The organism is Rhodoferax sp. BAB1, from assembly GCF_013334205.1.
GTDB lineage: Bacteria > Pseudomonadota > Gammaproteobacteria > Burkholderiales > Burkholderiaceae_C > Hylemonella.
Genome location: NZ_CP054424.1, coordinates 3,146,916 through 3,160,490, shown reverse-complemented (window position 1 = coordinate 3,160,490; position 13,575 = coordinate 3,146,916). Strand labels below are relative to the sequence as shown.

Here is a 13,575-nt window from a genome sequence, read left to right as displayed (position 1 = left end):
AACGAGTGGCGCTGTTTTCACCCCGTTCCCTGCGGGTTGCGGCCAAAAAAGCCATGCGGGGTGTTATGCGGACTGGCCGGGAGGTAACCCCGGCGGCGTCCACGCGCCTACCGCATGGCTTTTTTGATCCGCAACGCATCTTGAGAAATTAGTGTGAACAGGCCCTGGTTGAGCCGGCCGCGCTGGGGTGAGGCTGGCTGGCGCCAGCCCGGACCATGCGGCACACTGCGCATGGTCGGCAGTCATCAGGAGGTCAGACGCCATGGCAACACCCGAAGTACGACAGACCCCGGTCTACGGCAGTACGGAACTGGGCCGTGTGCTCGACGCCATGGCAGCGCATCTGGCCGCCTTGTTACAGGGGGCGGGGCCGGTGACGCTGGTCGGCGTGCGCCGCCGAGGTGCTCCGCTGGCCGACGAGCTGCTGGCGCGGTTGCGGCAGGCGGGCGTGGCAGGGGAGGTGGAGCGCCTGGACTTGCTGATCAAGCGTTATGCCGACGATCTGAGCCTGCTCCATCCGGAAACGCGCCTGACCGAAAGCCAGGAGCATGCCGGCCTGGACCTCACCGGCCGTACCGTGGTGGTGATCGATGACGTGCTCTACCAGGGCCATTCGCTCAACAAGGCCGTGCAGTACCTGCTGGCCAAGGGGGCCGGCCGCATCCTGACGGCGGTGCTGGTGGACCGGGTCTGTGCCACCCTGCCCATCCACGCTGACGTGGCGGGCCTGAAGCTGCAGGTGGCGCCGGGCCAGATTGTGGAATGCCACGTGCCGCCCTTCGAGCCGATTTTCCAGATCGTGCTGGTGCAGCCCATCCCCCTCTGAGACGAAAAAAAGCCGGGCAGAAACCCGGCTCGTGCGCTACGGCGGAACGCTTACTGCGCCTGGAAGCCGCTGGCCTTGATGATGCGCGCCCAGCTCTCGCTGTAGGCGCGCTCGCGCTGGCCCAGCTGCTCGGACGTCATGTGGCCCACGCTCAGGCCCATGGCGGTCAGTCGCTCGTGCACCTCGGGCAGGGCGATGACCTTGGCCAGCGCGGCCGAGTAGCGGTCCAGGGTGGCCTTGGGTGTGCCCTTGGGGGCGAAGATGCCGTAGTAGGGCAGGTCTTCGAAGCCGCTCAGCCCCAGTTCGGCAAAGGTCGGCACCTCGGGCAGGATGGCCTGGCGCTTGGTGCCGATCACGGCCACCATGCGGATCTTGCCGGCCTTGTGGTTCTCGATGAAGTCCGGCACCGAGCCCACGCCGGCGGCGATCTGGTTGCCCAGCATGTCGCCCATCATGGGAGCGCTGCCGCGGTAGGGCGCGGCCTGCAGGTCCAGGCCGTTTTTCTGGCCCATCACCTTGACCAGGAATTCGGGGGTGGAGGCCGGGGCCGGCACGCCCACCGTGCCACGCGCCTTGACGTTCTCGCGTACCCAGGCCAGGTACTCCTTGTAGCTTTTGGCCGGTGTGCCGCCCGAGAGCGCCAGGCCGTTGACGAAGGTGGCGAAACCGGCCACCGGCACGAAGTCCTGCGCCGGGTCGAAGCCCGGGTTCTTCAGCGTCAGCGGCAGGATGGAAATGCTGTGGTCATGCGAGAGGAAAAGCACCGAGCCGTCGGCCGGCGCGGCCTTGAGAGCCTGGGCGGCCAGCTGGCCGCCGGCACCGGCCTTGTTCTCGACGATGACGTTGGCACCCAGCTGGTCCTTGAGTTTCTCGGCCAGCACGCGCGCGATGGCATCGGTGCCGCCGCCGGGCGGGAAACCCACCATGATCTTGATGGTGGACGGGTCGGCCAGGGCCGGGCCGGCAAGGAGCAGGGCGGCCGCGGCCAGGCCCAGGGTGCGGCGCTTGAGGTTCAGGAACATGGTGTCACTCCAGAGGGGTAAATAAACGGGGAGAAGGCAAATTTTGCATCACTGAAGTTCCGTGGGAGTCCCGTGGCAGGGAAATGCAAGGGAAAGCTCTTACACTGGCCCGATAAGGTTTTCGATCGGACCCGTGCTGGCGCAGTGAGCGTGGTTCCGTGGAAAACAAGAACAGGGGGTGTCGGTGTCATGTCGTGTCGTCTATGCCCCTGTTCCATCCGAAAGATCATTCATCAGAGCATGGCTCAGCCGGGCTGCCCTCCCTGACGTCCCTGTCCGGGCGTCCGCCGCGACGGTCCTGGCGGCAGGAGGTGCTGGGCCTGTACGGTCTGGTGGGCGTGATCCTGCTGGCGCTCTGGGGCCTGGTCATCGGTTTTTCGGCCTTCCAGAAGCAGAGCCTGGTCGAGGATGCGCAGCGCGAGCTGGGCTACCTGCGCAGCGCCGTGGCGCAGCATACCGAGAGCCTGTTTCGCACGGTCGAGACCGATCTGCGGGTGATCGACCGCTGGTTGCAGGAACGCCCCGGCATCGACCCGCTGCGTGACCCCGGCTTCAACAACCTGGTGGATGACATGCGCAAGGCCTCGGGCGGGCTGATCGACCCGCGCATGGTCTCGACCCGGGGCCAGCTGCACTATCTGCCGGCGCGTGCTGGCCGGCCGCTGGCCGATGTCAGCGACCGGCCCTACTACCGCGAAGCCCTCAAGCTCGATGCGGGTCAGCTTTACATCGGCGACCCGGTGCTCAGCCGCGTGACCGGCAAATGGGGCATCCCGGTCTCGATGCGCCTGACGAAACCGGTCGGTGACATGCAGGTGGTGTTCGCTGCCGTCGAACTGGACCGCCTGCAGGCCTACCATGAACAGTTCCGTGTCAAACCCTCGGGCGCGGTCGCCGTGCTGCGGCGCGACGGTGTCTTCCTGTCGCGCACACCCTTCCTGCCCGGGCTCATGGGCCGCAACTTCTCGGATCAGCCCTGGTTCGCGCTGATGCGCCAGGGTCCGCGTGGCGCCACCATCACGGACGGCACCCTGAGCAACAATCCGCCGCGCCTGCAGAACTTCGAGCAGTTGCAGGCTTATCCGCTGATCGTGAGCGTGAGCCGTAATGTGGACGATGTGCTGGCCAGTTACTACGAGCGCCGGGACATGATTCTGGCGGTGGTGGCGGTCATCACCGTGCTGGGCCTGTTCTTTGCCTGGCGCCTGCACCGTGCCCAGCATGCCAGCCAGAAGGCGCAGCGCATGCTGACGGAAGTCTTCGAGCTCAGCACCGACCTCGTGGTGCAAAGCGACATGGACGGCAACTGCCTCTATGCCAACCCTGCCTTTCGCCGTTTCATCGGCCGTGCGCCCGATGCCCCCCTGGCTTCACTGTCGGCGCTGGACATCCTGGGGGAAGAACAGTTCGCCCGCCGCGAGTCCGAGGTGCTGCCCACGGCCCTGCGGCAGGGCTACTGGCAGGGCGAGACCCTGGCCAGGAATGCCCAGGGCGAGGCGCGCGTTCTGAGCCACCTGCTGATTGCGCACCGTTCACCCGACGGCTCGGCGCAGCATTTCTCGGGCATCCTGCGTGACATCACGGCCTCCAAGGCGGCCGAACGACAGCTGCACGAGAGCGAGCAGCGGCTGCGTGCGATCACCGACAGCGTGCCGGCCCTGATTGCGGAAGTCGGAGCGGACTATGTCTACCGCTTTGCCAACCGGGCCTATGAGGAGTGGCTGGGCATCGCGCGCGGCGACATGCTGGGGCGCAGCATCGAGCAGGTCATGGGCCGGCCGCTGTTCGAGCTCATCGGTCCCTACCATGCGCGCGCCTTCCGGGGCGAGCGCGTGGACTACGTGCGCGAGGCCCGCCACGCCGGCCAAACCCGCTGGTTGCGCATCACCCTGGTGCCGCGGCTGGACCAGGACGGCCAGCCCGACGGTTGTTATGCCATCGGTTTCGACATCACCGAGAACCGCAAGGTCGAGGCGGCCCTGCGCGAGAACGAGCAGCGCCTGCGCGCCATCGCCGACAACGTGCCGGCCCTGATCGCCGAAACGGGGGCCGACCTGCGCTTCCGTTTCGTGAACCGCCGTTATGAGCAATGGATGGGGCTGGACAAGCAGCAGCTGATCAATCACCGGTTTGAGGAGGCCTATCCCGAGGAGGTCACCCGGGCCGTGATGCCCAGGCTGCAGGCAGCCCTGCGCGGCGAAGCCGTCGAGTACGAGCGTCAGATCACGGAAGTGCCCGGGGGGCGCGTGCTGCAGTTCCACCTGGTGCCGCGCCGGGACGAGCAGACCGGCACGGTCCTGGGTTTCTACACCCTGGGGACGGACATCACGGCGGCGCGGCAGGCGGAAGCGGCCCTGCACCAGAACGAGCGCCTGCTCGTCAGCATCACGGATCGAATGCCGATGCGGGTGTCCTATGTGGACCATGCGCAGTGCTACCGCTTCGTCAACCTGGCCTATGAAAAGGCCTTTGCCCGGCCGCGCCAGGCCTGGTACGGGCGCACGGTGCGCGAGATGCTGGGCGAGGTGGCCTACCAGAAGGTCGAGCCCTATATCCTGCGGGCCCTGCAGGGGGAGGCCGTCAGTTTCGACGGCGAACTGACCACGGCCGAAGGCTACCGCAGCTACCGCTCCGACTACGTGCCGCAGTTTGCCGAGGATGGCCACAGCGTCGTGGGTTTTGTCTGCATCATCACCGACACCACGGGCCAGAAACTGGAAGAGCGGCGCCTGATCGCGCTGAGCCAGCGCGATCCGCTGACCGGGCTGCTCAACCGCTCGGGCTTCGACAGCCGGCTGCGCGATGCGCTCCAGCATGCCCAGGCCACGCAGTCCTGCCTGGCCGTGATGTACCTGGACATCGACCGTTTCAAGCAGATCAACGACCAGCTGGGCCACCTGACGGGGGACCTGCTGCTGCAGGGCTTCGGTGGCCGGCTTTCCAAGATCCTGCGCGCCACCGATACGGTGGTGCGGCTGGGCGGCGACGAGTTTGCGATCCTGCTGGAAGAGATCGACAGCCCGCTGTCCGCCGCCCGGGTGGCGGAGAACATCGTGCAAGCCATGCAGGAGCCTTTCATCCTGGAGGACCGGAGCGTCGCGGTCACCACCAGCATCGGCGTGGCGGTCCAGGCCGGCGACGTACCGGTGGTGCCGCGTGAACTGATGCGCCGCGCCGACGAGCAGCTGTATGCCGCCAAGGGCCTGGGGCGCAACCGCTACAGCCTGGAGAAAGGCGAGGCTGCCTGATCAGCCCCAGAGCCGGAACACCAGCGGGATCAGCAACGAGGCCAGCACCACCTGCAGGCCCAGGGCCAGGCCCGCGTAGGCGCCGGCATCGGCATTGACCTGCAGTGCGCGCGCCGCGCCCAGGCCGTGCGAGGTGGTGCCCAGGGCAAAACCGCGCGCCATCCAGCCGGCTTGCGTGGTGGAAATGCGCAGCAGGTCGAACAGGTACTTGCCGCTCAGGGCGCCGATGATGCCGGTGAGCACGGCGAATACCGCGGCCAGCGCGGGGATTCCGCCGATCTTTTCGGCCACGCCCATGGCCACCGGCGCCGTGACCGACTTGGTGGTCATGGACAGCACCACGTCGGCGGGCAGGCCGAAGGTCAGGCCCAGCGCCCAGGCTGAGCCGGCCGCGGCTGCGCCGCCGATGAGGGCCGCCAGCAGCAGCGGGGCCCAGCGCGCGCGCAATTCCACGCGGCGCTGCCACAGCGGCCAGGCCAGCGCCACCACGGCAGGCCCGAGCAGGAAGTGGATGAACTGTGCCCCCGAGAAATAGGTGGGGTAGGGGATGCCGGTGAGCAGCAGCACGCCGGCGATGACCACCACGGTCCACAGCACCGGGTTGGCCCAGGGCGCCTGCTGGCGTGCGGTGTAGAAGGCATGCGCCAGCACGTAGACCGCCATGGTGGCCGTCAGGCCGAACAGCGGCGTGCTGGAGAGGTAGACCCAGAGCTGGACGAAGTTCTGCATGAGCTTACTTCTGCCGGGCCTGCTGTTTCATCAGCGCGCGCAGCACCAGGGCGGTGACGGCCAGGCCGATCCAGGTCGAGAGCACGATGACGGCGAGCATGCGTCCGCCGTATTCGCCGATCAGGCCCAGGTGCGTCATCACGCCCACGCCCACCGGCACGAAGAGCAGGGAGAGGTGGGCCAGCAGGAAGTCGGCACAGGCGGCCACCGGTGTGCGCACGGCCTCGAAGTTCAGGGCGGCCAGCAGCAGCACCAGGCCCACGACCGGGCCGGGAAAGGGCAGGCGCAGGCCGTGCGAGAGCAGTTCCCCGGCGGATTGCAGGACCAGCAGCCAGGCAAATCCGCGCAGGGCTTGCATCAGACCTCCGCCGGGCCGTTCCCAAGGAGGTCGATTCCCCCTCGGGGGGACGCGACCACAGGGAGCTTGGGGGCTGACATCCTAGAAGCGCGGCAGGTCGGGGTGGCTGATCTTGCCGCCGCGCACCAGCATCTTGCCGTACTCGGCGCAACGGTTGTGGGTGGGGATGACCTTGCCGGGATTGAGCGTGCCCTGCGGATCGAAGGCGCGCTTGAGGGCCAGCATCTGCGCGTTTTCCTCGGTGCTGAACTGCACGCACATGGAGTTGAGCTTCTCCACGCCCACGCCGTGCTCGCCGGTCACTGTGCCGCCCATGGCCACGCTGGTTTCCAGGATGTCGGCGCCGAAGAGTTCGCAGCGGTGCAGCTGGTCCGCGTCATTCGCATCGAAGAGGATCAGCGGGTGCAGGTTGCCGTCGCCGGCGTGGAAGACGTTGAGGCAGCGCAGCGCGTATTTCTGCTCCATCTCCTGGATGGCCAGCAGGATGTCGGCCAGGCGCTTGCGCGGGATGGTCGAGTCCATGCACATATAGTCTGGCGCCAGGCGGCCGCTGGCCGGGAAGGCATTCTTGCGCCCGCTCCAGTAGCGCAGGCGCTCGGCCTCGTCGCGGCTGACCGCAATGGCCGTGGCGCCAGCCTTGCGCAGCACCTCGCTCATGCGGCCGATTTCCTCTTCCACCTCTTCGGGTGTGCCGTCGCTCTCGCACAGCAGGATGGCGGCGGCGTTCAGGTCGTAACCCGCGTGCACAAAATCTTCCACCGCTGCCGTCATGGGCTGGTCCATCATCTCCAGCCCGGCCGGAATGATGCCCGCGGCAATCACCGCGGCCACCGCGTCGCCAGCCTTGCGCACGTCGTCGAAGCTCGCCATGATGCAGCGTGCCAGCTGCGGCTTGGGCACCAAGCGCACGGTGACTTCCACCGTCACGGCCAGCATGCCTTCGCTGCCGATGAAAACGCTGAGCAGGTCGTAACCTGGCACGTCCAGCGCCTCGGAGCCGAATTCGATGGGCTCGCCCGCCACCGTGTAACCACGCACTTTCAGCACGTTGTGCACGGTCAGGCCGTACTTGAGGCAGTGCACACCGCCCGAGTTCTCGGCCACGTTGCCGCCGATGGTGCAGGCGATCTGGCTGGACGGATCGGGCGCGTAATAGAGCTTGTAGGGCGCGGCGGCCTCGCTGATGGCCAGATTGCGCACGCCGGCCTGGACCACGGCCGTGCGGCTGACCGGGTCGATCTTCAGGATCTGGTTGAACTTGGCCAGCGAGAGCGTCACGCCCATGGCGTGGGGCATGGCGCCACCCGACAGGCCGGTGCCGGCGCCGCGCGCCACCACCGGCACGCCCAGGGCGTGGCAGGCCTTGAGCACGCCCTGCACCTGGGCCTCGGTCTCGGGCAGGGCCACCACCAGCGGGCGCTGGCGGTAGGCCGTGAGGCCGTCGCATTCGTAGGGGGTGGTGTCCTCGGCCTGCCAGAGCAGGGCATGGGCGGGCAACACCGAGCCCAGGGCCTGCACCACCCGCGACTGGGTTTCAGCACGTTGCAGGGCGTCGATCTGCGGGGTGGAGGCGGGAGCATTCATGAAGAACATTCTAGGCCCAGCCAGCGCCCGCGGGCAGACCCGCTTCCCTATAATTCGTCTCTCCCTTACTCTCGCTCCTGCGGCAGCTGCCCATGTCCGACCGTCTTGCGGTGCTGCCCCAGTACCTGCTGCCTAAAAAGGCCATCACCTCCTTTGCCGGCCTGGTCGCCGGTTCCGCCATGGGGGGCGTGACCACGGCCATCATCCGTCGTTTCATCCGCCGCTACGACGTGAACATGGCCGAGGCCGCCAACCCCGAGCCGGCCAGCTACCCCACGTTCAACGAATTCTTCACGCGCGCCCTGAAAGACGGCGCCCGCCCGCTGGCTGACGCCCACTGGGTCTGCCCGGTGGACGGCGCGATCAGCCAGTTCGGCGCGATCGAGCGCGACCAGATCTTCCAGGCCAAGGGCCACCGTTACAGCACGCAGGCCCTGGTGGGCGGCGACGCCGCGCTGGCGGCGCAGTTCGAGAACGGCCACTTCGCCACCTTGTACCTGAGCCCGCGCGACTACCACCGCATCCACATGCCCTGTGACGGGACGCTCACGCGCATGATCTATGTGCCGGGTGAACTGTTCTCGGTCAACCCCACCACGGCGCGTGGTGTGCCCGGCCTGTTTGCCCGCAACGAGCGCGTGGTCTGCATTTTCAACACGGCCCACGGCCCCCTGGCCCTGGTGCTGGTGGGCGCCACCATCGTGGGCAGCATGGCCACGGTCTGGCACGGTCTGGTCAACCCGCCACGCCGGCCCACCGTGACCGAATGGCACTATGAGGGTCAGGGTATTGAGCTCAAAAAAGGTGCGGAAATGGGCCGTTTTCTCCTCGGGTCTACCGTGGTGATGCTCTGGCCCCAAGGCCCTACGCAATTCAACCCGGACTGGGCGCCCGCCCGCCCGATCCGGCTTGGTGAGAAAATGGCCAATTCAGTGTCCTGAAACAACGGAGTTATATATGCCAGGTCTTCTGCCCAACGTGGATCCCGATGGACTGCTCGAGTTCTCGGTGGTCTACACCGACCGCGCCCTCAATCACATGTCCAAGCGCTTCCAGGGCGTGATGAAGGACATCTCCGGCATCCTCAAGGAAGTCTACAAAGCCAAGTCTTCCGTGCTGGTGCCCGGCAGCGGTACCTTCGGCATGGAAGCCGTGGCGCGCCAGTTCGCCACCGGCAAGAAGACCCTGGTCATCCGCAATGGCTGGTTCAGCTACCGCTGGACCCAGATCTTCGACATGGGCGGCATCCCGGCCTCGTCCACGGTGCTCAAGGCCCGTCGCGTGGGCACCGGTTCCCAGGCCGCCTGGATCCCCTGCCCGGTCGAGGAAGTGGTCGCCACCATCAAGGCCCAGAAGCCCGACGTGGTGTTCGCCCCGCACGTGGAAACCGCCGCCGGCATGATGCTGCCCGACGACTACCTGCGCAAGGTCACCGACGCCGTGCATGAAGTCGGCGGCCTGTTCGTGCTGGACTGCATCGCCTCCGGCTGCATGTGGGTCGACATGCAGGCCACCGGCGTGGACATCCTGGTCAGCGCCCCGCAAAAGGGCTGGAGCGGCTCCCCCGCCTGCGCCATGGTCATGCTCAGCGAGCGCGCCCGTGCCGCCATCGACGGCACCACCAGCACCAGCTTCGCGGCCGACCTGAAGAAGTGGCTGCAGATCATGGAGGCCTACGAAAACGGTGGCCACATGTACCACACCACCATGCCTACCGACGCCCTCACGCGCCTGGACGAGGTGATGCGCGAGACCAAGGCCTATGGCTTCGACAAGGTCAAGCAGGAGCAGATCACCCTGGGCGCCAAGGTGCGCGACCTGCTGGAGGCCCGCGGCTTCGTCAGCGTGGCTGCCGACGGCTTCAAGGCGCCGGGCGTCGTGGTGAGCTACACCACCGACCCCGAGATCCAGAACGGCAAGAAATTCCTGGCCCTGGGCTTGCAGACGGCCGGTGGCGTGCCGCTGCAGTGCGACGAGCCGGCCGACTTCAGCACCTTCCGCGTCGGCCTGTTCGGTCTGGACAAGCTGCACAACCCGGACCGCAGCGTGGCGCAACTGGCGGGCGCGCTGGACAAGCTGGGCTTCAAGGAAAAGGTCGCGGCCGCGGCCTGAGTTTTTCTGTCCTGAAAACAAAACGCCCCGTGGCCGCAAGGCCCGGGGCGTTTTGCTTGGGTTGTGCCGCGCTTACTTGAAGATCACCGTCTTGTGCCCATTGAGCAGCACGCGGTGCTCGCTGTGCCACTTCACGGCGCGGGCCAGCACCTGGCTCTCGGTGTCGCGGCCGATGGCCGTCAGGTCTTCCACCGTCTTGCTGTGGTCCACGCGGGCCACGTCCTGCTCGATGATCGGGCCTTCGTCCAGGTCGGCCGTCACGTAGTGGGCGGTGGCGCCGATCAGCTTCACGCCGCGGTCGTGCGCCTGGTAGTAGGGCTTGGCGCCCTTGAAGCTGGGCAGGAAGCTGTGGTGGATGTTGATGGCCTTGCCCGAGAGCTTGCGGCACAGGTCATCACTGAGCACCTGCATGTAACGCGCCAGCACCACCAGCTCGGCGCCTTCGGCCTGCACCACTTCAAATTGCTTGGCCTCGGCCTGCGCCTTGGTGGCGGCCGTCACCGGGATGTGGTGGAAGGGCACGTTGTAGCTGGCGGCCAGCTGGTAGAACTCGCGGTGGTTGGAGACGATGGCGCGGATGTCGATGGGCAGCAGGCCGATCTTCCAGCGGAACAGCAGGTCGTTGAGGCAATGGCCTTCCTTGCTGACAAAGATGACGGTGCGCATGGCCGTGGCCGCTGCGTGCAGGCTCCACTGCATGGCGTAGGGCTCGGCGAAGAGCTTGAGCTGCACCTGCAGGTCCTCGTACGTCACCTGGCCGCAGGAGAACTGCACGCGCATGAAGAACAGGCCGGTGGCGTGATCGTTGTACTGGGCGGCCTCTTCGATATTGCCACCGCGTTCGAGCAGGAAACCGGAGATGGCGTGGACGAGGCCCAGGCGGTCCGGGCAGGAGAAGGTGAGGATGTAGGTCTGGCTCATAAACCGGGGTGGCTGGTGTGTTGAAAAGTGGCCTGCATCCGCTTTTGGCTGGAGCAGGCCTCAATTGTCGCCAATTTCTGCGACCGTCCCTGGACGGGGCTGGTCGCAGGGTTCAGTTCGTATGGCCGTCCACCCAGTCCAGGTAGGCGCTGCTACCGGCCGTGATGGGCAGGCAGATGATCTCCGGCGTGTCGTAGGGGTGGTGCTCCAGCAGCCACGCCTCCAGCTGCGGGTAGAGCGCGCGGCGCGTCTTGATGGCCAGTAGCCACTCGGCTTCGTCGTGCGCACGTTCCTGCCAGACGTAGAAACTGCGGATGGCCTGGAGCTGCACACAGGCGCCCAGACGGGCCGACACAATGGCGCGGGCCAGTTCGGCCGCCTGGGCCTCGCTGGGCAGCGTGGTCTGCACCACGCAGTGGGTGGACGCTTCGGTACTCATGGGTGCTCCTTGGCTTGCGGCGATACTACGCGCAGTTTCTGCCTGCTTCATGACCTCTCCCTTCCTGCTCCGCGTGGTGGCCACGCTGCTGCTGGCGCTGGCCGCAGCCCTGCTGTGTGTCTGGCTGCGCATTCCCCTGCCCTGGATGATCGGCCCGCTGCTGGCCACGGCGGCCGCCAGCATGCTGCGCGCATCGACCACCAGCTGGGCGCCGCTGCGCAACATCGGGCAATGCACCATCGGCCTGGCGCTGGGCCTGTATTTCACGCCGCAGGTCGGCGCGCTGGTGCTGGGCCTGTGGTGGGCGGTGCTGCTAGGCATCGTGTGGGCCCTGCTGCTGGGCTGGCTGTTCGGCCTGTGGCTGCAGCGCACGCAGGCGCGTCACCTGCCGGGCCTGAACCAGGCCACCACCTGGTTTGCCGGCGCCATCGGCGCCGCCTCCGAGATGACGCTGCTGGCCGAGCGTGCCCATGCCCGTACCGATCTGGTGGCGGCGTCGCACAGCCTGCGCCTGCTCATCGTGGCCGTGCTCGTGCCTTTTGGCATGCAGTTCAGCGGCTGGCAGGGCATCGACGGGTCTGCCACGGCGGGACGCGCCTTCAGCCCCGGCGGCATGTTGCTGCTGGTGCTGGCGGCCAGCGCCGGTGCCTGGTTGCTGGACCGCCTGGGCCGTGCCAACCCCTGGTTCATGGGGCCGATGGTGGTGGCCATGGCCTTCACCCTGGCGGGCATCGAGCTCACCGGCATCCCGGGCTGGCTGAGCAACGCCGCGCAGCTATTCATCGGGGTCAGCCTGGGGGTGCGTTTCACGCCGGCCTTTGTGCACACCGCCCCGCGCTGGCTGGCCGCCGTGGCCGTGGGCACGCTGGCCATGATCGGGCTGAGCGCGGGGTTTGCCTGGCTGTTGTCGCTGGGCACGGACCTGCACCCGGCCACGCTGTTGCTGGGCACCGCACCGGGCGGCATTGCGGAGATGTCCATCACCGCCAAGGTGCTGCAGCTCGGCGCGCCGGTGGTGACCGTGTTCCAGATCTGCCGGCTGTTTGCGGTGCTGGTGCTGGTCGATCCCCTGTTCCACTGGCAGCAGCGCCGCCGCAGACCTTAGTGCCGGAAGCGGTTGTCGCGGGTGTAGAGGGCCAGGTCCACCAGCTTCAGGCCGGCATGGTCGCCGGGCTGGTAGCCGGCACGCAGGCCGGTGAGGTCGAGCGAGCCCGCCTTGTAGATGCCCGACACGAAACTCTCGCGCGTCGGGTTGGGCCCGGCCCCGCGCAGCGCGGCTACCAGGGCCTTGGCCGTCATGTAACCCTCCAGGCTGCCGTAGGAAAAATCCACGCCAGGCTTGAGGCGTTTGAAGGCCTCCTGGTACTCGCGCGTCAGCTCGGTCTTGCGTTCCCAGGGGCTGGGCAGCACCTGGGCGAACAGCATGCCGTGCGCCATCTCGCCCAGGTGGCGGGCCAGCTGGGTCGAGCCTGAATTGACGGCCATGAAGGGGGTGGCACTGCCCTTGGCGCGGGTCTGCCGGATCAGTTTTTCATAGACGCCGGCACTGCCGTGGTTGATCACGCCCTGCAGGTTCGCCGCGGCGATGCGGCCGGCCATGGCCGCGAGTTGCTCGTCGCTGACGTCGGACTTGAAGGGCAGGTCCAGTACCAGTTCCAGGCCCAGTTCCTGGCACAGGCGCTTGAAATTCTCCAGGTGCTGCAGGCCGACCTCGGAGTCCGCGCGGAAGAAGGCCACGCGCTTGCCGCCGGTGGAGCGGAGGTACTCCAGCAGCACACGGAATTCGTCGCGGTGTTCGGCGCGCACCGGAAACACCAGCGGCTGGTGCGGCCGGCGCAGGGTGGGCGAGCCGGCCATGGGACCGAAGAAGGGCACCTGCAGCTGGTTGGTGATCTTCATCACCGCGGTGGACGGGCCGCCCTCGATGGAGCCGAACAGGACAAAGACCTTGTCCTGTTCGATCAGGGCGCGTGCATTGGCCTCGGCCTGGCTGCCCTTGTTGTCATCGTCCAGGGTCTTGAGCACGATCTGGCGGCCGTTGACACCGCCGCGGGCGTTGACGTCCTGCAGGTAGGTGTTGACGCCGTCCATCACGGCGCTGCCGTATTCGTTCTTGCCGCCCTGCAGGGTGATGCTCTGCCCGATCAGGATCTGTCTGGGTGTGACGCCGTTCTGGGCCAGCACCGTGCCGGCCAGCAGGAGCAGCCCGGCGAGCAGGAGGCCACGACGGGTGCGGGAGCGGAAGGTCAGGGTTGGGGGGCGCATGGGGACTCCGGGACAAGGCTGGTGACAGGACCCGAAGGTAAGGGAAAGCCCTCGGTGTGTCAGTGATCCAA

Annotated in this window: 12 protein-coding genes; 5 read left to right on the top strand and 7 right to left on the bottom strand. The window is 67.2% G+C overall.

Going from position 1 to position 13,575, the window contains the following annotated elements; translation table 11 throughout:
- Positions 1 to 262: 262 nt before the first annotated feature.
- A complete protein-coding gene (locus HTY51_RS15235; protein WP_174253516.1) occupies positions 263 to 826 on the top strand; it encodes a phosphoribosyltransferase family protein in 564 nt (187 codons plus the stop codon).
- 50 nt (positions 827 to 876) lie between these two features.
- On the opposite strand, the gene HTY51_RS15230 is transcribed toward HTY51_RS15235, so the two are convergent.
- A complete protein-coding gene (locus tag HTY51_RS15230) occupies positions 877 to 1,848 on the bottom strand; it encodes a Bug family tripartite tricarboxylate transporter substrate binding protein (RefSeq protein WP_174253515.1) in 972 nt (323 codons plus the stop codon).
- Positions 1,849 to 2,159: 311 nt separating this feature from the next.
- Here HTY51_RS15230 and HTY51_RS15225 point away from each other — a divergent pair, with 311 nt between their 5' ends.
- Complete coding sequence (locus HTY51_RS15225) at positions 2,160 to 5,096, top strand: PAS domain-containing protein (RefSeq protein WP_174253514.1); 2,937 nt, start codon at positions 2,160 to 2,162, stop codon at positions 5,094 to 5,096.
- Here HTY51_RS15225 and HTY51_RS15220 read toward each other — a convergent pair whose 3' ends face one another.
- From HTY51_RS15220 to HTY51_RS15210, 3 genes are all read right to left on the bottom strand, one after another.
- Positions 5,097 to 5,825 (bottom strand): LrgB family protein, encoded by a 729-nt coding sequence (locus HTY51_RS15220; protein WP_174253513.1) that lies wholly within the window; start codon positions 5,823 to 5,825, stop codon positions 5,097 to 5,099.
- Positions 5,826 to 5,829: 4 nt separating this feature from the next.
- Positions 5,830 to 6,183 (bottom strand): CidA/LrgA family protein, encoded by a 354-nt coding sequence (locus HTY51_RS15215; RefSeq protein ID WP_174253512.1) that lies wholly within the window; start codon positions 6,181 to 6,183, stop codon positions 5,830 to 5,832.
- Between the two features lie 81 nt (positions 6,184 to 6,264).
- Positions 6,265 to 7,767 (bottom strand): FAD-linked oxidase C-terminal domain-containing protein, encoded by a 1,503-nt coding sequence (locus tag HTY51_RS15210; RefSeq protein WP_174253511.1) that lies wholly within the window; start codon positions 7,765 to 7,767, stop codon positions 6,265 to 6,267.
- Between the two features lie 92 nt (positions 7,768 to 7,859).
- On the opposite strand from HTY51_RS15210, the gene asd reads away from it, so the two are divergent.
- Both asd and HTY51_RS15200 read left to right on the top strand, forming a co-directional pair.
- The gene (asd, locus tag HTY51_RS15205; RefSeq protein ID WP_174253510.1) at positions 7,860 to 8,708 is read left to right on the top strand and encodes an archaetidylserine decarboxylase; all 849 of its coding nucleotides are present in this window, start codon (positions 7,860 to 7,862) and stop codon (positions 8,706 to 8,708) included.
- 16 nt (positions 8,709 to 8,724) lie between these two features.
- Positions 8,725 to 9,879 (top strand): aminotransferase class V-fold PLP-dependent enzyme, encoded by a 1,155-nt coding sequence (locus tag HTY51_RS15200; RefSeq protein ID WP_174253509.1) that lies wholly within the window; start codon positions 8,725 to 8,727, stop codon positions 9,877 to 9,879.
- A 72-nt stretch (positions 9,880 to 9,951) separates the two neighbouring features.
- Here the strand turns inward: HTY51_RS15200 and purU are convergent, their stop codons facing one another.
- Both purU and cutA read right to left on the bottom strand, forming a co-directional pair.
- Positions 9,952 to 10,800 carry a formyltetrahydrofolate deformylase gene (gene purU / locus HTY51_RS15195; protein ID WP_174253508.1) on the bottom strand — a complete coding sequence of 283 codons (849 nt, stop codon included), beginning with the start codon at positions 10,798 to 10,800 and terminating at the stop codon, positions 9,952 to 9,954.
- Positions 10,801 to 10,912: 112 nt separating this feature from the next.
- Complete coding sequence (gene cutA, locus HTY51_RS15190; protein WP_174253507.1) at positions 10,913 to 11,239, bottom strand: divalent-cation tolerance protein CutA; 327 nt, start codon at positions 11,237 to 11,239, stop codon at positions 10,913 to 10,915.
- Positions 11,240 to 11,288: 49 nt separating this feature from the next.
- Between cutA and HTY51_RS15185 the strand changes: the two genes are divergently transcribed.
- Positions 11,289 to 12,344 (top strand): AbrB family transcriptional regulator, encoded by a 1,056-nt coding sequence (locus tag HTY51_RS15185; protein WP_174253506.1) that lies wholly within the window; start codon positions 11,289 to 11,291, stop codon positions 12,342 to 12,344.
- On the opposite strand, the gene HTY51_RS15180 is transcribed toward HTY51_RS15185, so the two are convergent.
- Complete coding sequence (locus HTY51_RS15180) at positions 12,341 to 13,504, bottom strand: ABC transporter substrate-binding protein (RefSeq protein ID WP_174253505.1); 1,164 nt, start codon at positions 13,502 to 13,504, stop codon at positions 12,341 to 12,343. The genes HTY51_RS15185 and HTY51_RS15180 overlap by 4 nt on opposite strands.
- Between the last annotated feature and the right edge of the window lie 71 nt (positions 13,505 to 13,575).